Annotated in this window: 26 protein-coding genes; 15 read left to right on the top strand and 11 right to left on the bottom strand. The window is 70.7% G+C overall.

Features of this window, described 5'->3' with window-relative positions; all coding sequences use genetic code 11:
* Positions 1 to 27 precede the first annotated feature (27 nt).
* The gene (locus tag FJ251_01745) at positions 28 to 540 is read right to left on the bottom strand and encodes a hypothetical protein (GenBank protein MBM4116453.1); all 513 of its coding nucleotides are present in this window, start codon (positions 538 to 540) and stop codon (positions 28 to 30) included.
* 136 nt (positions 541 to 676) lie between these two features.
* On the opposite strand from FJ251_01745, the gene FJ251_01740 reads away from it, so the two are divergent.
* Positions 677 to 1,564, top strand: coding sequence for a hypothetical protein (locus tag FJ251_01740; GenBank protein ID MBM4116452.1), 888 nt, complete (start codon positions 677 to 679; stop codon positions 1,562 to 1,564).
* 3 nt (positions 1,565 to 1,567) lie between these two features.
* Positions 1,568 to 1,927: a redoxin domain-containing protein gene (locus FJ251_01735; protein ID MBM4116451.1), complete on the top strand. Its 360-nt coding sequence runs from the start codon at positions 1,568 to 1,570 to the stop codon at positions 1,925 to 1,927.
* 9 nt (positions 1,928 to 1,936) lie between these two features.
* Here the strand turns inward: FJ251_01735 and nadA are convergent, their stop codons facing one another.
* The gene (nadA, locus tag FJ251_01730) at positions 1,937 to 2,875 is read right to left on the bottom strand and encodes a quinolinate synthase NadA (GenBank protein MBM4116450.1); all 939 of its coding nucleotides are present in this window, start codon (positions 2,873 to 2,875) and stop codon (positions 1,937 to 1,939) included.
* A gap of 106 nt (positions 2,876 to 2,981) precedes the next feature.
* Here nadA and FJ251_01725 point away from each other — a divergent pair, with 106 nt between their 5' ends.
* The 7 genes from FJ251_01725 (at position 2,982) to FJ251_01695 (ending at position 8,336) form a co-directional block, all read left to right on the top strand.
* The gene (locus FJ251_01725; GenBank protein ID MBM4116449.1) at positions 2,982 to 3,593 is read left to right on the top strand and encodes an RNA polymerase sigma factor; all 612 of its coding nucleotides are present in this window, start codon (positions 2,982 to 2,984) and stop codon (positions 3,591 to 3,593) included.
* Positions 3,583 to 4,059, top strand: a complete 477-nt coding sequence (locus FJ251_01720; GenBank protein ID MBM4116448.1) for a hypothetical protein — start codon at positions 3,583 to 3,585, stop codon at positions 4,057 to 4,059. Before FJ251_01725 ends, FJ251_01720 begins: the two co-directional genes overlap by 11 nt.
* The gene (locus FJ251_01715) at positions 4,056 to 4,832 is read left to right on the top strand and encodes a hypothetical protein (GenBank protein ID MBM4116447.1); all 777 of its coding nucleotides are present in this window, start codon (positions 4,056 to 4,058) and stop codon (positions 4,830 to 4,832) included. The genes FJ251_01720 and FJ251_01715 overlap by 4 nt, the downstream gene beginning before the upstream one ends.
* Positions 4,833 to 4,976: 144 nt before the next feature.
* Entirely contained in the window at positions 4,977 to 6,197 is a 1,221-nt protein-coding gene (locus FJ251_01710; GenBank protein ID MBM4116446.1) for a hypothetical protein, read from the top strand.
* Between the two features lie 6 nt (positions 6,198 to 6,203).
* Positions 6,204 to 6,827, top strand: a complete 624-nt coding sequence (locus tag FJ251_01705; protein MBM4116445.1) for a hypothetical protein — start codon at positions 6,204 to 6,206, stop codon at positions 6,825 to 6,827.
* A gap of 28 nt (positions 6,828 to 6,855) precedes the next feature.
* Positions 6,856 to 7,698 (top strand): hypothetical protein, encoded by an 843-nt coding sequence (locus tag FJ251_01700; GenBank protein ID MBM4116444.1) that lies wholly within the window; start codon positions 6,856 to 6,858, stop codon positions 7,696 to 7,698.
* 2 nt (positions 7,699 to 7,700) lie between these two features.
* Positions 7,701 to 8,336: a hypothetical protein gene (locus tag FJ251_01695; GenBank protein ID MBM4116443.1), complete on the top strand. Its 636-nt coding sequence runs from the start codon at positions 7,701 to 7,703 to the stop codon at positions 8,334 to 8,336.
* A 16-nt stretch (positions 8,337 to 8,352) separates the two neighbouring features.
* Here FJ251_01695 and FJ251_01690 read toward each other — a convergent pair whose 3' ends face one another.
* The 4 genes from FJ251_01690 to hppD form a co-directional block, all read right to left on the bottom strand.
* The gene (locus tag FJ251_01690; protein MBM4116442.1) at positions 8,353 to 8,949 is read right to left on the bottom strand and encodes a flavin reductase family protein; all 597 of its coding nucleotides are present in this window, start codon (positions 8,947 to 8,949) and stop codon (positions 8,353 to 8,355) included.
* Positions 8,950 to 8,978: 29 nt separating this feature from the next.
* Complete coding sequence (locus tag FJ251_01685) at positions 8,979 to 10,136, bottom strand: homogentisate 1,2-dioxygenase (protein ID MBM4116441.1); 1,158 nt, start codon at positions 10,134 to 10,136, stop codon at positions 8,979 to 8,981.
* A 70-nt stretch (positions 10,137 to 10,206) separates the two neighbouring features.
* The gene (locus FJ251_01680) at positions 10,207 to 11,124 is read right to left on the bottom strand and encodes a fumarylacetoacetate hydrolase family protein (GenBank protein ID MBM4116440.1); all 918 of its coding nucleotides are present in this window, start codon (positions 11,122 to 11,124) and stop codon (positions 10,207 to 10,209) included.
* Positions 11,125 to 11,165: 41 nt separating this feature from the next.
* Positions 11,166 to 12,254 carry a 4-hydroxyphenylpyruvate dioxygenase gene (hppD, locus tag FJ251_01675; protein ID MBM4116439.1) on the bottom strand — a complete coding sequence of 363 codons (1,089 nt, stop codon included), beginning with the start codon at positions 12,252 to 12,254 and terminating at the stop codon, positions 11,166 to 11,168.
* Between the two features lie 346 nt (positions 12,255 to 12,600).
* Between hppD and FJ251_01670 the strand changes: the two genes are divergently transcribed.
* From FJ251_01670 to FJ251_01650, 5 genes are all read left to right on the top strand, one after another.
* Complete coding sequence (locus FJ251_01670) at positions 12,601 to 13,746, top strand: Re/Si-specific NAD(P)(+) transhydrogenase subunit alpha (protein MBM4116438.1); 1,146 nt, start codon at positions 12,601 to 12,603, stop codon at positions 13,744 to 13,746.
* Between the two features lie 102 nt (positions 13,747 to 13,848).
* Entirely contained in the window at positions 13,849 to 14,961 is a 1,113-nt protein-coding gene (locus FJ251_01665; protein ID MBM4116437.1) for a hypothetical protein, read from the top strand.
* Between the two features lie 18 nt (positions 14,962 to 14,979).
* Positions 14,980 to 15,216 (top strand): YceI family protein, encoded by a 237-nt coding sequence (locus FJ251_01660; protein MBM4116436.1) that lies wholly within the window; start codon positions 14,980 to 14,982, stop codon positions 15,214 to 15,216.
* Positions 15,217 to 15,246: 30 nt separating this feature from the next.
* Entirely contained in the window at positions 15,247 to 15,579 is a 333-nt protein-coding gene (locus FJ251_01655) for a YceI family protein (GenBank protein ID MBM4116435.1), read from the top strand.
* Between the two features lies 1 nt (position 15,580).
* Positions 15,581 to 15,979 carry a hypothetical protein gene (locus tag FJ251_01650; protein ID MBM4116434.1) on the top strand — a complete coding sequence of 133 codons (399 nt, stop codon included), beginning with the start codon at positions 15,581 to 15,583 and terminating at the stop codon, positions 15,977 to 15,979.
* Here the strand turns inward: FJ251_01650 and FJ251_01645 are convergent.
* The 5 genes from FJ251_01645 to FJ251_01625 all read right to left on the bottom strand — a co-directional run bounded on the left by FJ251_01645 (position 15,976) and on the right by FJ251_01625 (position 19,082).
* Positions 15,976 to 16,581: a TlpA family protein disulfide reductase gene (locus FJ251_01645; GenBank protein ID MBM4116433.1), complete on the bottom strand. Its 606-nt coding sequence runs from the start codon at positions 16,579 to 16,581 to the stop codon at positions 15,976 to 15,978. The two genes, FJ251_01650 and FJ251_01645, sit on opposite strands and share 4 nt — an antisense overlap.
* The gene (locus FJ251_01640) at positions 16,574 to 17,062 is read right to left on the bottom strand and encodes an OsmC family protein (protein MBM4116432.1); all 489 of its coding nucleotides are present in this window, start codon (positions 17,060 to 17,062) and stop codon (positions 16,574 to 16,576) included. The genes FJ251_01645 and FJ251_01640 overlap by 8 nt, the downstream gene beginning before the upstream one ends.
* Positions 17,062 to 18,111, bottom strand: coding sequence for a thioredoxin (trxA, locus tag FJ251_01635; GenBank protein MBM4116431.1), 1,050 nt, complete (start codon positions 18,109 to 18,111; stop codon positions 17,062 to 17,064). Before trxA ends, FJ251_01640 begins: the two co-directional genes overlap by 1 nt.
* Positions 18,112 to 18,154: 43 nt before the next feature.
* Positions 18,155 to 18,454: a winged helix-turn-helix transcriptional regulator gene (locus FJ251_01630; protein ID MBM4116430.1), complete on the bottom strand. Its 300-nt coding sequence runs from the start codon at positions 18,452 to 18,454 to the stop codon at positions 18,155 to 18,157.
* A gap of 61 nt (positions 18,455 to 18,515) precedes the next feature.
* On the bottom strand, positions 18,516 to 19,082 hold the full coding sequence (locus FJ251_01625) for an acyltransferase (GenBank protein MBM4116429.1): 567 nt from the start codon (positions 19,080 to 19,082) through the stop codon (positions 18,516 to 18,518).
* Between the two features lie 102 nt (positions 19,083 to 19,184).
* Between FJ251_01625 and FJ251_01620 the strand changes: the two genes are divergently transcribed.
* On the top strand, positions 19,185 to 19,716 hold a 532-nt coding region (locus tag FJ251_01620), incomplete at its 3' end, for a serine acetyltransferase (GenBank protein MBM4116428.1).

Here is a 19,716-nt window from a genome sequence, read left to right as displayed (position 1 = left end):
GGCCTCCGTGCTTGGGGCCTGTCGTCGCTAGCGGAGGGTGATGGCGTCCCGGTCCACCAGCGCGAGGCCGTCGATGCGCCAGACGAGGTAGGGCCCGTTCGCGCCCTCCTCGGCGAAGATGCGGCCGCCGTCACCGGCCAGGGCCGGGCGGCCGTCCAGCTCGGCGAGCTGGTACTCGAGCTCGAGCTTGGGCAGCAGGTCCAGGCGGATGTCGCCGCCCCTGAGGGCGCGGACATCCTGGCTGAAGCGCCGGTTCAGGCCTCCGCGGGCGGCCTGGTCCAGTCGATGCTCGACGAGGAAGAGGGCCTGGACGCCCTCCAGGTTGCCGAGGGCTTTCCGGTCGATGCTCAGACGACCCGCGTCGACCGCATAGCTCGTCGTGAAGGTGCTGTCGATCTCACCCTCGACGGCCGCGAGGCCCTCGATGGCGGTGGCCTGGATGACCAGGATCTTGCCGTCCGGCAGGGCGGCGCCGGCCGTGGCCGCGGCCAGGAGCAGCGGCAAGGCGATCGCAAGGCGGCGCAGGTTGCGGTGTCTCATGGTGTCTAGTCCTCGCGTCGGATGGATCGGGGTGGTGAAAGCTCAATCTTACCAGTTTGCCGCCTCGGCCCACAAGGGCGGCGGCCTTGTCAGGTCGCGCGGAAGCGCGTAGACTCCCCCGCCAAAGGGGACGAACATGCACGGCAAGTTGTTGTTTTGCTTGCTCTTCATGCTGACGGCCGGCCCCCCGCCGGCCCCGCGCGCGGCCGAGGCCCCGGCCGTCGCTTCTGCGCCGCCAGTGCGCAGCCGTCTGCTCGCCTCGCGGCAGGGGGCGGCGGCCGGCGACACCCTGCTGCTCGGCGTGCTCCTGGAGCCTGCCGCCGGCTGGCACCTCTACTGGAACGGGCGCAACGACACGGGCCTCGCGCCCCAGATCCAGCTCAGCTTGCCGCCGGGCGTCGTCTTCCTCGAGGACTGGCGCTGGCCGGCGCCCGAGCGCCACCTCTTGCGGGGCAAGCTCCTCGATCACATCTACACGGGCCGGCTGCTCCTCACGACCGCGCTGCGTCTGCCGGACCCGCTGCCGCCCGGCGACTTCCTCAGCATCACCGGGCACGTCGACTGGGTGGCCTGCCTCGAGGCCTGCCGCTTCGGCAGCGACTCGCTGAGCCTGCAGCTTCCCCACTGCCTGCACGGCGCACCGGCCCAGCCCTCGGCCGCCGACGGGCTGATTGCCCAGGTCCGTGCCGACCTGCCGCTGCCACTGCGTGTGGGTGAGGCCGGGCTGCGCATCGAGCGCGGCGAAAGCGGCGTACTCGTTGAGCTCCCCGGGGCTCGCTCGCTCGCCTTCTACCCGGCGGCGGACTGCGTCGAGCTGCTCAATCCGCTGGCTGACGGCGAGGCCATCGGCGAGCGCCTCAATCTTCGCCTCGCGCACGGCGCGCTCGCCCGCGGGGCCCTGCGCGGCGTTCTCGCCGAGCTAGTGATGGGCGAGCGCCGGCACTATTTTCTCGATCACCCCCTCGATCCGCCGCCGGCGGATCCAACCGCTGCTCCGCCGACGGCGGAGCGACCCAAGGAGTGATCGATCCACCACAGCCTGCCTGCTTTCCTCTTCGCCTGCGGCTTGCTCGCCAGCGCCCAGCCCGCCGCCGCCCTCACGGTGGGTGAGGCGGCGAAGGACCTCGCGCTCAGCTTCCCCGTGCTGCTCGACGAGTCGGGCGCGGTGGGCAAGGCCTACGGCGCCAAGACGACGCCGCATCTTTTCCTGATCGGCGCGGACGGCAGGCTGCGCTACCAGGGCGCGATCGACGATGCCCCCAATCCCGGCGGTCCCGTGGGCGAGACCAACTACGTCGCCGCGGCGCTCGAGGCCGTTCTCGCGGGCAAGCCGGTGGCCACGGCGGAGACGCGGCCCTACGGGTGCAGCGTGAAGTACGCGGAGTAGGGGACTGGCTCAGAGCGCCAGCATACGCTCGAGCGGCGCGAGCGCCGCGCGGCGCAGGGCCTCGTCCATCTCGATGCGCGGCTCGACGTCGCGCAGGCACAGATAGAGCTTCTCGAGCGTGTTCAGTTTCATATGCGGGCACTCGTTGCAGGCGCAGCCACCCTCTTCGTAGGGCGCCGAGTAGAAGGTCTTGCCCGGCGCCCGCTTCTTCATCTGGTGGAGGATGCCCGTCTCCGTGCCGACGATGAAGGCCGGCGCCGGGCTCTCCGTCACGAAGCTGAGCAGGCGCGCCGTCGAGCCGACGAAGTCCGCGTGCCGCAGCACGGGCTCCTCGCACTCCGGATGCGCGATGAAGAGCGCCTCCGGATGCGCGAGCTTCGCCTCGATCAGCTTGCGCTCGCTGAAGGTCTCGTGGACGATGCAGGTGCCCGGCCAGAGGTCCATCGCGAGGCCGAGCTTCCGGTTCAGCCAGCCGCCGAGGTTCTTGTCCGGCACGAAGAGGATGGGCCGATCCGGCGGCAGGCTCTTCACCACCTTCTCCGCGTTGCCCGAGGTGCAGATGATGTCCGCGAGCGCCTTCGTCGCCGCCGTGCAGTTGATGTAGGCGACGACGAGGTGCTCGGGGTGCGCCGCCTTCCAGGCCGCGAGCTCGGGCGCCGGGCAGGCGTCGGCCAGGGAGCAGCCGGCCGCGAGGTCGGGCACGACCACCGTGCGCTCGGGATTGAGGATCTTCGCCGTCTCGGCCATGAAGTGCACGCCCGCGAAGACGATCAGCTCGGCGTCGGTGGCGCGCGCGGCCTGGGCGAGGGCGAGGCTGTCGCCGAGCACGTCGGCCAGGTCCTGGATCTCCGCTTCCTGGTAGTAGTGGGCGAGCAGCACGGCCTTGCGCTCGACCTTGAGGCGCCGGATCTCGGCTGCCAGGTCGAGCCAGGCGGGAATCTCGGACAGCTTCGCTTCGAGCCGTATGGGCAAGCCGGCACCTCCTCGGCGCCCCTAATCTGAAGCTCCGCTTGACGGCGCACAAGGCCGAAAGCGACCTTGTGCGGGCTTTCCCATGCCCGCCGATTCCGGTGAAGAAGCGAAGCCCTCGCGCGTCTGCAGGGCTGAAGGCGCGACAGGAGGTGAGGCGATGGACGAGCGAGGGCGAGGCGAGAGGAGACAGGCGGCGCTGGCCGCCCTCTACGATCGCCACGGCGCCGCCGTCTTTCGCTTCCTCAGCGCCCAGACCGGCGACCCCGAGCGCGCGCGCGATCTCTGCCAGGAGACCTTCCTGCGCCTGGACCGCACGCTGGGTCGCGGCGACCTGCCGGGCGAGGCCCTCGTCTTTCGCATCGCCCGCAACCTGCTCGTGAGCGACTGGCGGCGTGGCCGCAGCGAGGCCCGCTGGCGCGATCCGGCGCCGGCGGTCGCGGACGCGGCGGCCAGTCCCGGCCCCACGCCGGCCCAGGCGCTCGAGCAGGGGGAGCTCCGCCGCGCGCTCGCGGCCGCCCTGGCCGCCCTGCCCGAGGCCCAGCGCAGCGTAATCTTGTTGAGCGAGGTCGAGGGGCTGGCCTATCGCACGGTGGCCGCGGTGCTGGACATCCCGTCCGGCACCGTGGCGTCCCGCAAGCACGAGGCGATCGCGCGTCTGCGCGAGAACCTGAGGAGGTCCGGCCATGCGCTGTGAGGACTTCGCCCAGCAGCTCGAGGCCTGGCTCGACGGCGAGCTCTCCGCCGCGGATGCGGCGGCCTGCGAGATGCACCGCGCGGCCTGCCCGCACTGCGCGGAGGCGGTCGTCGCGCGGCGAGGCCTGCGGACGGCGCTGCAGGGACTGGCGGCGCAGCAGCCGCCGGCCGCGCTGCGTGCGGCGATCCTGAGCGCAGCCGCGGAGTCCGCGGCGCCGGCTCGCCGCTGGCGGCCGCTGGGCGCGACCGCGCTCGTGGCGGCGGCGCTGGTCCTCATCGCGCTCGGCTTGCGCGACCGCCTCGGCGGCGACGCGCGTGAGGGCGGCCGCGGCGCGGCGGTGCTGGCCTACCTGGACGGCGCCTTCGAAGAATTCGGCGTGATCCGCGCCGGCGAACTGACGCTAACCGTGGGCCCGGGCGCGCGCTGCGCGCCGGCCCGCAGCGACTCGGAAGGGGGAAAGCAATGAAGCGCAACACGCTGATCGTGCTGCTGGGACTGTGGCTGCTCGCGGGCGGGGCCGGGGCGCCGAGCGCGAGCCCGTCGCGGATCGTCCTCAAGGACGGCCGCGTGATCGAGGGCCGCCTGCGCGCCTTGCAGGAGAGCCGCTACCTGGTCGACGGCCGCGAGGGTCGCGCGCCGGTGATGCTCGAGCTGCCGGCGAGCCAGATCGCGAGCGTGGACGGCAGTGCGGTGCTGCCGGCCTACGATGCGCAGCAGCCGCTGTGGGTCACCCAGGTCGTCGACGACGTGGACCGCGCGGGCGGCGCCACCTCCTGGTCCACGCTCGAGGCGCGCAACGAGGGCCGCGAGCTGCTGACGCAGGTGAGCTGGGGCGTCGCCGACTGGGAGCGCGAGCGCACGGCGCGCATGCAGGTGCGCGACGCCTTCGGCAACGCGCTGACGCCGCGCCTCGAGACGCAGGGCGGCCGCACGCAGGTCGTCATCGCGCTGGCCGTGCCCGCGGCGCCGCGCGCGCCGCTCGCGCTGAGCGTCGGCTACCGGGACGAGGCCGTCGCGCGGCAGGACGGCGCGGAGTGGGTCTACAGCTTCGCGGGCGACTACCCGGAGGACCGCCTGGTCAGCCGCACGCTGCGCTTGCCCGCCGGCGCGACGGTCGTCGCCGTCGAGCCCGCGCCCAGCTTCCAGGCCGAGCACGCGGGCGCGCCGCTGATTTTCTGGCGGCGCTACTATGCGGCCGGCGAGCGCCTGCCGCTCACGGTGCGCTATCGGCTGCCCTGAGTCAGCGCGCTGCCGCAGGCGGCGCTCCCGCCGGGGGCGCCGCTTTTTCCTTGTCAGCGATGCGGATAGCCTGCCATGATCCGCGCCTGGGATGCTGCCGCCCGCGCCCTGCGGGCTCCCGGGCGGCGCCGAAAGGCAGGGTTCGTGCTCCAGCGACTGCTCTCGCTCGCCCCGCTTCTCATCGCTCTCTCCCACCCCATCGCCGCCATCGCCCAGGACTCCACGCTCGTCGTCGCGCCCCTGCTCAGCCCGCCGACCGGACTGCGCGTCGGCGACAGCCCCGACGACAACGGCCACGGCGTGCTCGCGCGCTGGTCCGTCGCCCCGGACGATGCCGAGCTCCTGGTCTACGAGATCTGGCGCGGGCCGAGTCCCACGGCGCCGGACTCGGTCTGGTTCCAGGTCGGCAGCGCCCCGCGCGGCAGCGAGCACTTCGTCTACTTCGACGAGGACGCCAGCGCCCAAGGGCAGCCGAATCCCGCCTTCGTGGCCAGCGGCGAGCCGATCCATCTGCGCGTGCGCGGCCGCAGCGGCGACGGTCGCCTGACCGCCTGGAGTGGAGCGGCCACCGGCGTCGGCAAGGGCAACTGGTTCCACCGCGGCAAGACGAACATCCTCGTCGCCGTATTGCTCTTCGGCGGCGCGGTCGCCTGGTTCATCAATTCGGCGCGGCGCGGCAAGGAGCTCTACATCCGCCCGATCCCCGGCCTCGGCGCCGTGGACGAGGCGATCGGCCGCGCCACCGAGATGGGCACGCCGATCCTCTACGTGCTCGGCACGGGCACCGCCGGCGACGTGGCCACCATTGCCGGGTACACGATCCTGTCGCGCGTGGCCCGGCGCACGGCGGAGTACCAGACGCCGATCCTGGTGCCCGTCAACGACCCCGTCATGCTGGCCATGGGCCAGGAGGTGGTCAAGGAAGCCTACACGCAGGCCGGGCGCCCGGAAGTGTATCGCGCCGACAACATCAGCTACGTGTCCGCGATGCAGTTCCCCTACGTCGCCGCGGTCAACGGCATCATGCGGCGCGAGAAACCGGCGACCTGCTTCTACATGGGCATCTTCCACGCCGAGAGCCTGCTCCTCGCCGAGACGGGCAGCGGCACGGGCGCGATCCAGATCTCCGGCACCGATCAGGTTTCGCAGATTCCCTTCTTCGTCGCCGCCACGGACTACACCCTGATCGGGGAGGAGCTCTACGCGGCCAGCGCCTATCTCTCGCGGGCGCCGGCCCAGCTCGGTCCGCTCAAGGCGCAGGACTACGCCAAGCTCGCCATCATCCTGATCATCATTGCGGGAATTCTCGCCCTGACCCTGGCGCACTGGGACGGCATCCTCCGTCTCGTGCGCACACCCGTCTGAGGCGCCATGAAGAAGCAGATACCCATCCTGATCGTGTTCGTGACGGGCCTCATCATGGTGCTGCAGTTCTTCGTGCCCCATGCGGCCTCGGAGTTCCTCTTCACCTACGCCAATGACTTCGTGATCGTGATCGGCATCCTGGCGCTGCCGCTCGGCATCTTCTCGCTGATGCGGGGCACGGTGATCAAGGCGCGCAAGGACCCGCGGGAGCGCTTCTATGCGATCGTCACGATTGTCGGCTTCCTGGTGATGGCCATCGCCAACTTCAGGCGCGACAGCGGCCCGGACAGCCTCGCCCAGAACCTGTTCAGCTACGTGATGATCCCCTGCCAGGCGACGATCTTCTCGATGCTGGCCTTCTACATCGCCAGCGCCGCCTATCGCGCCTTCCGCGTGCGCACCTGGCTGGCCACGGTGCTCCTGGTGACGGCCTTCATCGTGATGCTGCGCATCGTGCCCTTGCCCGAGCCGTTCTCGAGCTGGAACAGCAGCCTCGTGCAGTGGATCCTGGCCGTGCCGAACATGGCCTCCAAGCGGGCGATCATCATCGGCGTCGGCCTCGGCGCCATCTCCTACAGCATGAAGATCATCCTCGGCATCGAGCGGGGCTACATGGGAGGCGACAAGTGAGGCCTGCGGCGACGAGGAGCGTGTGCGCATGAGAGACGGCATGGCCTGGTACGACCGGCTGCTCAATATCGATCGGCGCTGGATCTACGTCCTGATGGCCCTGGTGGTCATCGTGCCGGCGGTGCGCCCCTTCACGGTGCCGGTGGGCATCTCGGGTGAGGTGCGGGCCGTGCACGAGGCCATCGAAGCCCAGCCGGCGGGCGGGGTCATCCATCTCGCCATCGACTACGATCCGAGTACGCTCGCCGAGCTTCAGCCCATGGCCGAAGCCATCCTCCACCAGTGCTTCGACAAGGACCTGCGCCTCGTGATCACGGCGCTCTCGCAGTTCGGGCCGGCGATGGTCGATGAGCTGGTCACGCGTGTCGCCACGGAGCACGGCAAGCAGCGCGACGTCCACTACGCCTTCCTCGGCTACAAGCCCTACCCGGCGATCACGATTCTCGCCATGGGGAGCGACTACCGCGTGCCCTTCCCGACGGACTACTATGGCACCGCGGTCGACGCGATCCCGATGATGCAGGACATCCACAACTTCAGCGACGTCGCCTGCGTCGTCTCGCTGGCGGGCGGCAACGTGGCCGACATGTGGATCCAGTACGGCAATGCCAAGTACGGCGTGCCGGTGGCCTTGGGCGTCACCGGCGTGATGGCCTCCGATTACTACCCCTATCTCCAGTCGGGACAGATCTTCGGACTGCTGCCGGGAGTCAAGGGCGCCGCCGAGTACGAGAGCCTCCGCGAGCGGCCGGGCCAAGCCTCGCGCGGCATGCCCTACCAGGTGACGAGCCACCTGCTCATCATCATCGCCATGATCGTCGCCAACGTGGGCTACATCGCCCAGCGACGCGCGCACGCGGGAGGGCGGTAGCCGTGGAAGCGAACTGGGGCACGCTGCTCTGGCAAGGCGGGGCCGTCTTCCTAACGCTGGCCGTGTTCTCCTTCCTCTATGCGGACAATCCCTTCTATAAGTTTGCCGAGCGGCTCTGGGTGGGCGTGACCACCGGCTACTGGACGATGCTCCTCTATCACCAGGGTTTCCGCGACAAGGTGATCGTCCCCATCGTCTACGAGCAGAAGTGGTACTACCTCGTGCCGGTGCTGCTGGGACTCCTCATGTGGTTCCGCCTGTCGCCCCGCCTGGGCTGGGTGAGCCGCTACGCGCTCGGCTTCTACGTGGGCATCTCGACGGGCATCTTCATCCCGCTCGCCTTCAAGACGGCGATCTTCCTGCAGGTGGAGGGGACGATCCGCCCGGTGGCGGGCTTCTGGCCCGCCGTGAACTTCACCCTGGCGCTGATCGGGGTGGTTTGCGCGCTCGCCTACTTCTTCTTCTCGCGGCCGCACACCGGCGTGCTGGGCGTGATGTCGCGCACGGGCATCTACACGCTGATGATCGGCTTCGGCGCGGGCTTCGGCCTGACCGTGATGGGTCGCGTCGCCCTGCTCGTCCAGCGGGTCATCTTCATGCGGGACTACTTCGTTTCGCTCTGGGGCAGCCTGTTCTAGCAGCCGCGTGCGGGCGCTAGCCGCCTGTGGGGCGGGGTAGCTCGAAGAGCGCCTCGCCCGCGACGTGCACGTACCAGTCATCGCCCAGACGCCCGATCAGATCGAGCTTGCGCGCATCCGGCCCCACGGGCCCCAGCACGCTCTCGGCGATGTGCACGTAGAGCGCCTCCCCGATGACGTAGTTGCTCGCCAGCGGCCCCTCGCCATGGCGCACGATGCGGTGCAGGCGGCACTCGATCGCCACGGGGCTCTCGGCCACGCGCGGCGGCTTCACGCGCAGCGCGGCGGCGCGCGCGAAGCCGGCGGCGTCGAACTCGTCCACATCGGGCGGATAGCTCCAGGAGGCCTGGTTCATGCGATCGGCCATCGCGCGCGTCACCATGTTGACCACGAACTCGCCCGTGGTCTCGACGTTGCGCACGGTGTCTTTGACGCGGCCGTCGCGCGTGTTCGTCGCGCAGAAGACGAGGCTGGGCGGGTTGAGGCCGCCCAGATTGAAGTAGGAGAAGGGCGCCAGGTTGCCGCGCCCGGCGGGGTCGAGGCAGCTCACGAAGGCGATGGGCCGCGGACCGACGATGCGCGTGAGGAGCTGATAGCTGTCGCGACGGTCCATCTCACCCAGATCGAAACCCACCATGGCGCTTACTCCAGCCAGCTCGTGAGGTAGTCTGCATCCTCCACGGCGAGCGCCGGCTTGGCGACGCGCAGGGGACGGAAGGTGTCCAGCATCACGGCCAGCTCCTTCGTGCGCTGGGCGCCGATCGACTTCTCCATCGTGCCGGGATGCGGGCCGTGCGGTATGCCATCGGGATGCAGGGTCAGCGAGCCGTACTCGATGCCCTTGCGGCTCATGAACTCGGACTTCGCGTAGTAGAGCACCTCGTCGGACATCGCGTTGCTGTGGTTGTAGGGCGCCGGAATGGCCGCGGGGTGGAAGTCGTAGAGCCGCGACACGAAGGAGCAGATCACGAAGCCATCGCCCTGGAAGGTCTGGTGCACCGGCGGCGGCTGGTGCAGGCTGCCGACGATCGGCTCGAAGTCGCCGATGTTGAAAGCCCAGGGGAAGTAGTAGCCGTCCCAGCCGACGACGTCGAAGGGGTGGTGCGCCATCACCACCTCGTGCAGCGCGTTGTACTGCTTGGTGAGGACGACGAACTCGCCCGGCTCGTCCACCGTGTCCAGCCGCTCCGGACCGCGAACGTCGCGCTCGCAGAAGGGGCTGTGCTCGAGGAGCTGGCCAAACTCGTTGCGATAGCGGTGGGGTGTCTCCACCGCCCCCGCCGACTCGATGATCAAAAGGCGCGCCGGGCCCTCGAGCGCGAAGCGGTGGATGATGCCGCGCGGGATTACCACGTAGTCGCCCGCGCGCAGGGCCAGCGAGCCGAGCGTCGACTCGAGGCGGCCGCCGCCCTCGGCGATGAAGATCAGCTCGTCGCCCTGGGCGTTGCGATAGAAGTGCTCGTCGGGGCGATCCGGCTGCGCGAAGGAGACGGCGACCTCGCGATTGAAGAGGATGGGCCGGCGATCGAGCGTCGGGCTGCCGCCTGCGGGCAGCCGGTGCAGGCGCAGGTGGCGCGGCCGCAGGCGCAGATCCGGATCGGCTTCCCAGACGAGCGGCCCGCGCAGGCGCACCTCGCGCAGGCAGGTCGGCCGGCGCAGGTGGTACATCAGCGAGGCGGGGCCCGTGAAGCCCTTGTTGCCCATCAGGTGCTCGTAGTGGAAGGCGCCGCCCTCGCCCTTGAAGACGACGTGGCGCTTGCGGGGGATCGTCCCCAGTCGGTGGTAGAAGGGCATGGCGATCTCCGTGGTTGAGAGGGGGGCAGTGGGGAGAGTGTGCCCGAATCGACCCGGCTTGTAAACCGGCGGCGGTTCAGGACGCGGCGATCGTCCCTGTGAGGGTGCCCAGGCGCTCGATCTCCAGCTCCACGCGATCGCCGGGCGCCAGCCAGCCGCCGGCCGCTTCCTCGCCAAGCTCGAGGATGCAGCCCCCGCCGACGGTGCCGCTGCCGAAGAGCTCGCCCGGCAGCAGATCGACGCCCTGCGAGGCGCGGCTGATCATCTCGCCGAAGGAGTAGTGGATGCTGTCCCAGCTGGCGCGGCACAGCTCGCGGCCGCCACGGCGCGCGACCATCGTGAGCGCATAGCCCTTGCCTTGCCGGCGGTCGGCCAGCTCGTCCGGCGTGACGAGGAAGGGCCCGAGCGAGGTCGCGAAGTCCTTGCCCTTGGCCGGACCGAGGCCGACGCTCATTTCGTCGCGCTGCACGCGTCGCGCGCTCCAGTCGTTGAGCACGCAGTAGCCGGCGATCAGCGCCTCGGCGGCGGCCGGCGTCAGGTCGCGCCCGCCGGCGCCGAGCACGGCGCCGATCTCGAGCTCGAAGTCCAGCCATTCCTCGGCGGCGTCCGGCGGCAGGGGGATCTCCGCCTCGTGGCCGAAGAGCGCGTGCGGATTCGAGAAGTAGAAGACCGGGAAGCGGTACCAGGCCGCCGGCACCTCGAGGCCGCGCCGCGCGCGGGCCTGCCGGACGTGCGTCTCGAAGGCGTAGAAGTCGCGAAAGCTCGCCGCGGGCAGAAGCGGCGGTAGCCAGCGCCAGCCCGTCGTGGGCAGGGGCGGGACCGTCGGCGCGCGCTCGGCCAGCCGGGCTTGCCAGGCCGGCAAGCTGCCGAGATTGCGCGGGCCGAGCGGGCCACCGCAGTCCTCGCCCAGCAGCGCCTCGAGATCGTAGCCGCGCCCGTTCAGCCAGAGGCCGCTGCGCGCTTCGCCGCTCCGCTCGTAGTTGAAGAGCCGCATCGGCTGCCCTCCCTGCCTCGTCGCCCCCCGCGCGGGGCCCGCTAGAGCGTGCCGCGCTTGGCCTGCTCGCGCTCGATCGACTCGAAGAGCGCCCGGAAGTTGCCCTTGCCGAAGCTGTTGCTGCCCTTGCGCTGGATGATCTCGATGAAGAGCGTCGGCCGGTCTTCGACCGGCTTCGTGAAGAGCTGCAGCAGGTAGCCCTTGTCATCGCGATCGACGAGAACGCCCAGCTTGGCGAGCACGCTGAGCTCCTCGTCGATCGCTCCGATCCGCTGCGGCAGGGCGTCGTAGTAGCTCCCCGGCACCGTCAAGAAGTCGATGCCGGCCGCCTTCAGCTTGCTCACCGTCGCGATGATGTCGCCCGTGAGCAGCGCGATGTGCTGTGAGCCCGCCCCACCGTTGAACTCGAGGTACTCGTCGATCTGGCTCTTCTTGAGGCCCTTGGCCGGCTCGTTGATCGGAAAGCGAATGTTGGCCGTCGGGCTCGCCATCACCCTCGAGCGCAGCGCCGTGAACTCGGTGGAGATGTCCTTGTCGTCGAAGGAGAGGAACTGCGTCCAGCCGAGCACGCGCTCGTACCACTCGCGCCAGTAGTCCATCTTGCCTTCTTCGACATTGCCCACGATGTGGTCGATCAGCTTGAAACCGAAGCCCGCCTCCTCGAGGCGCTGCTCGCGATAGCCCGGCAGGAAGCAGCCCTGGTAGTCCTTCAAGGAGATGAAGCTGTGCACGACGTCGCCGTAGGTGTGGATGGCGGCGTGGCGAACGCTGCCGTGCTCGTCGCTGCGGTCGATGGGCGCCTGCAGGGGCTCCGCGCCGCGCGCGACGGCGAGCGCGAAGGCGGCGTCGGCGTCGTCGACGAGGAAGGCGATGTCGCGCACGCCGTCGCCGTGGCGGTCGAGGAACTGGCCCATCACGCCGTCGGGCGCTAGGGGCGAACTGAGCACGAGTCTGACCTTGCCCTCGGCGAGGCAGTAGGAGGTGCGATCCTGGAGGCCGGTCTCGAGGCCGGCGTAGGCGATTTGGCTGAAGCCGAAGCCCTTGCGGTAGTAGTAGGCAGCCTGCTTGGCGTTGCCCGCCCAGATCTCCACGTGGTGGACGGCCCTGATCGCGATCGGCGGCACGGACATGGATCGCTCCCGGAGTAGGGTGAGGGAAGGGAGGGAGTGGAGCGCCGAGCTTAGGAGCCGATCGTCGCCGGCGCAAGGCTGCAGATCGCGCCGCGGACCGGAAGCGCCGCGGATTCCGGGCATTTCGGAGTCGAACCTCCGCGGCGTCCGGGCCGCGCGCGAGCCGTGCGCGACCGGCAGCGGGTGACGCGCGCGACCGCGCCCGCCCGGCGGGAAATCCCTTGCGAGGGCCGGGGGCGCCGCCTAGACTCCCCGCATTCGCGGCCGCGCCGCAGTGCCGGGACTTCGCAGGGGCGGAGCGGCACTGCTCTCCCGCGCGTCCGCTCCCCACGAGGTCCTGCCCGTCATGATCGTCGGCATCCCCAAGGAGAGCTTTCCCGGCGAACGCCGGGTGGCGATGGTCCCCGCGAACATGGGTCCGCTGCTGCGGGCCGGTCTCGGCATCTGCGTCGAGCGGGGCGCGGGCGAGGCGGCCGGGATCCCCGACGCCGCCTTCGCCGAGAAGGGCGCGACGCTGGCGACCCGCGCGGAGCTCTTCGCGCAGGCGGACATCGTGGTCCAGGTGCGCAGCCTGGGCGCCAACCCCGAAGCCGGGCCGGCCGACCTGCCGCGCCTGCGCACAGGCCAGTTCCTGATCGGCCTGTCCGATCCCCTCGGCAGTCCGCGCGCCGCGCAGACGCTCGCCGCGACCGGCGTCACCCACTTCAGCCTCGAGCTGATCCCCCGCATCACGCGCGGCCAGGCGATGGACGTGCTCTCCTCGATGGCCACCGTCGCCGGCTACCGCGCGGTGATCCTGGCCGCCGAGCGCCTGCCGCGCATGTTCCCGATGATGATGACGGCCGCCGGCACGCTGTCGCCGGCCCATGTCTTCGTGATGGGCGCCGGCGTCGCCGGCCTGCAGGCGATTGCCAGCGCCCGCAAGCTGGGCGCCGTCGTGCAGGCCTACGACGTGCGGCCCGCGGTGAAGGAGCAGGTGCAGAGCCTGGGCGCGCGTTTCGTCGAGGTGTCGCTCGACACGGCCGGCGCCGAGGACGCGGGCGGCTACGCCCGCGAGCAGAGCGCGGAATTCCTCGCGCGCCAGCGCGAGCTGCTGGCAAAGGTGATCGCGGACAGCGACGTCGTCATCACGACGGCCGCGGTGCCCGGCAAGCGGGCGCCCGTCCTCGTGACGGCCGCGATGGTGCGCGGCATGGCGCCCGGCTCGGTGATCGTCGACCTCGCCGCCGAGCGCGGCGGCAACTGCGAGCTCACGCAGCCGGGCGGCTGCGTGGTCGAGCAGGGCGTGAGCATCCTCGGCCCGGCCAACCTGCCGAGCGAGGTGCCCTTCCACGCCAGCCAGATGTTCGCCAAGAACATCGCCAACTTCCTGCTGAACATGGTCAAGGACGGCGCCCTGAGCGTCGACCGCGCGGACGAGATCATCGCGGAGACCCTGGTCACCGAGGGCGGGGCGGTGGTGCACCCGCGCGTCAAGGCCCTCCTGGGCTGACGCGGCGGGCCGGCGGGCGGATCCTCCCCGCGCGCGCCCACATCGCTGGCGATGTCGCCGAGGCCGCCGGCATCGCTCGAGCCTGCAGCCGCGGGAGGCCCCATGCTCTTCCTGTTGCGCTGGCGCCGACGCCTGTTGCTCTCCCTGGCGCCACTGCTCCTCGCCCAGAGTGCCGCGGCGCTGCCGCGCTACGCCGCCCATTACGGCCAGAAGTGCCTGCTCTGCCATGACGACCCGAGCGGCGGCGGCAGGCGCAGCGCCTACGCGAGCCAGTACCTCGTGCCCAGCGAACTGGCGTTGCGGACGCCGGCCGATGCGGCCGCGATCGACCCGCAACTCAACGAGCGCATCGCCATCGGCGTCGATCTGCGCACGCTCTACCGCTACCATCCCGACGCCGCGCGCAAGAGCGCCGACAACCTGTTCCAGATGCAGGGCGACCTCTACGTGCAGCTGCAGGTGGACGCGCGCGTTTCGCTGCACCTGGAGCAGAGCCTGAGCGGCGCCGGCGAGGTCTACGGACTCGCCTTCCTGCTGCCCGCCGGCGGCTACCTCAAGGCGGGCCGTTTCGCACCGGCCTTTGGCTGGCGCTTCGCCGATCACACGCAGGTCGTGCGCGAGCGGGCCGGCTTCGCGCCACCCGCCGATCTGGACGTCGGCGTCGAGGTCGGCCTTCTGCCAAGCGGCGCCGGGCTCAGCCTCGGCATCTTCAACGGTGCCGGTGGGCAGCTTCGCGACAGCGACAACCGGCCGGCCCTCGCCCTGCGCGGCGAGTGGCGCCGCGAACTGGCGGCGCTCAAGCTCGGCCTCGGCGCCTCCCTCTATCGGGAAGAGGAGGCCGCGGCCGGCCGCGAGCGCCGTCTCGGGGGGCCTTTCGCCTGTGTTGCGCTCGGCCCGCTCACCTGGCTGGGCGAATGCGACTGGGAGCGCCGCGAACGCGCGGAGGGCGGGCCGCAGACGGCGCTTCTCGCCAGTCAGGAGCTCTGCTGGACGCTGCGCCGGGGCTGCGCCCTGCGCGCTCTCTTCGACTTCCACGATCCGGACGCGAGCGCGCAGAGTGGCAGCGAACGGCGCTTCGCCATCGGCGCCGAGCTGCTCGCGACGCCCTTCGTCGGCGTCTCGACCCTGATGAGTTGGTGGGACGCGCAGCCCGGCCCCGCCGTCGGCGCCACTGACTACGAGGCCTTCAGTCTGATCCTGCACCTCCTCTACTGATCGCGCGGAGGTCCCACCATGCGCCGCCTGCTCGCTCTCAGCCTGCTGTTGGCTGCCGCCCGGGCGGCGGACGCCGCGCCGGCCCTCTACCGCATCCTGCCCGGCGCGGAGAGCAACCTCGTCAGCTTCGTCTCCAAGGCGCCCTTGGAGACCGTCGAGGGGAAGACGCGGCAGGTCTCGGGGGAGGTGACCGTCGATCCGGCGGATCTCGCGGCGGGCTGCCGCGTCGAGGTGCGCGTCGACCTGGCGAGTTAAAACACCGGCATCGGCTTGCGCAACCAGCACATGCGCGAGAACCACCTCGAGACCGAGCGCTTTCCCGTGGCCAGCTTTCGCGCCGACTCGCTGATTGCGGCGCCGGGACGCCTGGCGCCCGGCGAAACGGCCGTCCTCACGCTGGCCGGCGAGCTCAGCCTGCACGGCGTGACGCAGCCGCTCCTGACGCCGGTCAGCGTCACGCTGAGCGCGGACGGCGCGGCGCTCGCGGTGCGCGCGGAGTTCACCGTCAAGCTCGCGGACTTCGCGATCCCGCGGCCCAAGTTCCTGGTGATGAAGCTGGACGAGCTGCAGCGCATCACGGTGCGGCTCAGCGCACAGCGCGCGGGCGCGGGGGGCTGAGATGCGACGCCAGCGCGCCCTGCTGCTCTTCTTGGTGCTCGGCCTCGCGGCCGGCTGTTCGGACCTCGGGGAACCGCTGGCGCCTCCGCCTGCGCCCGACGACGAGGAGCCGCCGGTGCCCGTTGCCTTCGCCGCCGAGGTGCTGCCTCTTCTCGAGGCCAACTGCCGCTTCTGCCATGCGCCGGAGATGGCCGAGTACGCGAACCTGGTGGGGGTGCCGGCCGGAGGCTACGGCGGGGCGCTGCGCGTGGCCGCCGGCGACACGACAGCCTCCGTCCTCTACCAGAAGATCCGCGGAAACCCGCTCTTCGGTGCGCAGATGCCGCCGGGCGCCGTGCTGGCGCCCTCGGCGATCGCCCGCATCGGGCGCTGGATCGCCGAGGGCGCCCTCGACAACTAGCGGCCGCTGCCGGCGCTGGAGACGGCCGGCTTCGCCTGGGCCTTGGCGTCGACCTTGCCGAGCAGGTCTTCGATCTTCGCCTTCAGCTGCGACACCTTCTGCGGATCGAAGCCGACCGCGCTGTGCGCCACCTTGCCCTCGGCATCGATCAGGAAGGCCGTGGGGATGCCCTGCACGCCGAAGCGCGTGGCCACCTTGCCGCCCTCGTCGAAGACGCTGACGAAGGGCGCCTTCTGCGCCTCGAGGAACTTGACGCCGTCGGCGGCCTTGCGGTCGAGGCTCACGGCGAGCACGCGGAAGGGGCGGCCCTTGTAGGTCTCGTGCAGGGCCTTCACCTCGGGGAAGGACGCGCGGCAAGGCCCGCACCAGCTCGCCCAGAAGTCCAGGTAGACGACCTGCCCGCGCAGCTGGGAGAGGGTGTAGGTCTCCTTGCCGTCGAGGGTGGTCAACGTGAAGTCCGGCGCCGCCTCGCCGACGGCGGTGAGGGCGCCGGCGGACTGGGCGCCACCGAGCGCGAGGAGGGCGGAGACGAGGCTGAGGAGGATGCGCTTCATCATCGGGTGGAGGCTCCTTGGGTCGTGGTTGGCTCTGGCGCTACGCATCGCTGCGGCTCGCGCCCTCTGGGGGGTTGGGACTCTCGGCGTCTGCAAGGGCCGTGCTCGGCTCCAGGACGTAATGATGGGCGATCGGCACGCTCGGTTTCAACATCGCGCCCACCGAGCAGTAGCGCTCATGGCTGAGCGCGATCGCCTTCTCGATCTGGCGGGGCTTGACGTCGCCGCGCACGCGGATCGTCAGGTCGACCTTCGTGAAAACGCGTGGCGGCTCGGGGGCGCGCTCGGCGCGCGCCTCGATCCGGAAATCCTCGATACGTGCCCGCATCTTTGCGAGCATGCTCAGGATGTCCATCGCCATGCAGCCGGCGAGCGCGGCGAGGACCAGCTCCACGGGCGACGCCGCGCCGCCGTGGCCGCCGCCCGCCGACGAGGTATCCATGCTCAGCCAGTGGCCGCTGCCCGTGCGGGCGGCCAGGCTGAGGCCGTCCACGCGCAGGAGCTCCACGTTCAGCGTGTCGTTCGCCATCACGCCTCCGCCGACAGCAGGCTCTCGAGCCTGGCCAGCAGGGCCGCCTCCGGCATGGCGCCGACAAGGCGATCCACGAGCTCGCCGTCCCTGAACACGAGGAGGGTCGGAATCGAGCGGATGTCGTAGGTGGCCGGCACTTCGCGGTTCGCCTCCGTGTCGAGCTTGCCGAAGACCATCCGTCCCGCCTGCTCGGCGGCCAGGGCCTCGACGACGGGGCCGACCATCCGGCAGGGCCCGCACCACTCGGCCCAGCAGTCGACGACGAGGAAGGGGTACTTCGCCACCGCGGCGGCGAAGTTCTCGTCCGTGATCGCCAGGGGCGCCGTCGGCCGCTCGTCGAGCCGGGTCCGTTCGGCTGCGCGCGCCGCCGTTGCGGCGAGCACCGTCTCGGCGTCGCTGGCGCCGTAGCGCAGCACCTGGTCGACGAAGCTCCCCTCGGGCTGCCGGCCGAGCGTGCTGCTGGCCGGATCCTCGTTGATCACCTGCTGGGGGACGCTGCTCACGCGGAAGCGCTGCGCGAGTTCCCTGTTCTCGGCCGCGCTGACGGCCACTGAACGCACCCTGCCCCTGGCCTCGATGGCGATCTTGTGGTTCTGGAGCACCGAGCCCGGGCAGTGAGGGCAGGTCGGGGTCACGAAGGAGTAGAGCAGGACCGCCTTGTCGACCGCGGCCAGCTTCGCCCGGCTGTCGGCGCTGAGTTCCGAGTCGCCCGCGCCGATGAGGCCGAGCGTCTCGACGAGCGCGCCCGCCTCGTGGCCGCTCGGCGCGCCGTGCACCTCGATCGCGTAGCCGAGATCGGCGCCGAGCACGAGGCTCGGCGAGACGAGGCCGCGGCCTCGCTCCGCGTCGCCGAGGGGGCGCTCGCTGAGGGCGATGCGATCGGCGAGCGCGGCCAGCTCGCGCAGGAAGCGGCGCGTGAAATCGACGGCTTCGGCGTTCTCCTGGCCGCTGTAGAGCATGACGTCCACGGTCCGCTGCAGGCGCTGGCCGAAGAAGTCGCGCAGGTGCTGTTCGGTCTGCTCGTCGATGAGCGGGGCGGTGTTCATCGTGCCTCCAGCGGCGGCGCCGCGGCGCCTGCCGGGCTCGGGGTCAGGCCAGGGACTCCAGGGACTCGAGGAGGGGGCTGACCAGGGGCTGGTTGAGCGAGTAGCAGAGCGTCTGGCCCTGCCGGCTCACCGTCACCAGTCCGCAGTCGCGCAGCACGCGCAGGTGCTGGCTGACGTTGGACTGGCGCAGGTCGAGTTGGCGCTCGATCTCGCCGACGCAACAGCCGCTGTGGGCGAGCAACTCGAGAATGCGCAGGCGGGTGGGGTGTCCCATCGCCCTCAGCCTCAGGCTGGCCAGCTCGAAGTCCATGCCTGCTCCCTCTCTAAATGAGTACATTCGCATATGCGCATGGCATGATACTCAGGCCTGGGCCGGCCGTCAAGGTCGGAGCGATGGCGATTTCTCAGGAGTCCTCGGTCCGGTTCTCCCAGAGGCGCAGGAGGACGGCCTTCCGCTCCGCCGCCGAGAAGCCGCGCACCACGGTGCGCTGCGTGAGCTTCTTGGCGCGGTACTCCTCCAGGCCCATGATCACTCGCGCCGGCACACCGGCCGCCACCGAGTTCGCGGGGATGCTGCGCGAGACGACGCTGTGCGAGCCGATCACGCAGTTCTCGCCGATCGTCACGCCGGGCATGAGGATCGTCCCGATGCCGATGAAGACGTTGTCCTTCACCTCGATGGGGCCGAAGACGTCGAAGGCCGGGTCCTCCTGGCGGAACACCCAGGTGCCGCCGTCGTGCGTGATGAACTTCACCCCCGAGGTGATCGTCACGTGATTGCCGATGCGGATCAGGTAGGGCTCGGAGCCGAAAGTCTCGTGCGGGTTGTTGCTGAAGATGCGGCAGCCTTCGCCGATCGCGAGGCCGCACTCGCGGAAGAAGGGGGTGTTCGTGTACTCGTTGAGGCCGGCCTGCCGCCAGCGCAGGCGCTGATTGCGCCAAACGCGCGCGAGCCGCGCGAGGAGTTCCATGTCGCGAGTATCGGCCGCCCTTGCCGTCTTGGCAAGCCTGAAGCCGTCCCGTGTGGACAGCCGGCGGCCGCCCCGCCTATACTCGCTCCCCACGAGGTGCCCGTGTCCCATCTCAAGCGCGATCTCGACCGCTACTATTTCATCATGGGCACGCCCGGCCCCTGGCGGCGCCTGCGGACCCTCCTCGGCACGCCGACGATCTGGGCCATCATCGACTATCGCTGCGCGCGCTGGCTGGCCGAGCGACGCCACTGGGTCTGGCCGCGCCTCCTGAGCTTCCTGCGCCAGCCCTGGCAGCTCTGGCTGGAGCTGCTGACCGGCATCCGCTTGCCCGCTGCCGCCCGCATCGGTCCCGGGCTCTACATCGGACACCACGGGGGCATCGTCCTCAGCAGCCGCTGCGTGATCGGGGAGAACTGCAATCTCTCCCAGGGGGTGACCATCGGCGTCGGTGGGCGGGGCGAACGGCGCGGCGTGCCCAGCGTCGGCGATCGCGTCTACTTCGGGCCCGGCGCCAAGGTGTTCGGGAAGATCCGCATCGGCGCTGACGTGGCCGTGGGCGCGAACGCCGTGGTGAACATCGACCTGCCGGACGGCAGCGTGGCGGCCGGCGTACCGGCCCAAATCGTCAAAA

Source organism: bacterium (assembly GCA_016873475.1).
In the GTDB taxonomy this organism is placed as follows: domain Bacteria; phylum Krumholzibacteriota; class Krumholzibacteriia; order JACNKJ01; family JACNKJ01; genus VGXI01.
Note: the sequence above shows the minus strand (reverse complement) of the source record. Positions and strands in the feature narration are given on the sequence as shown.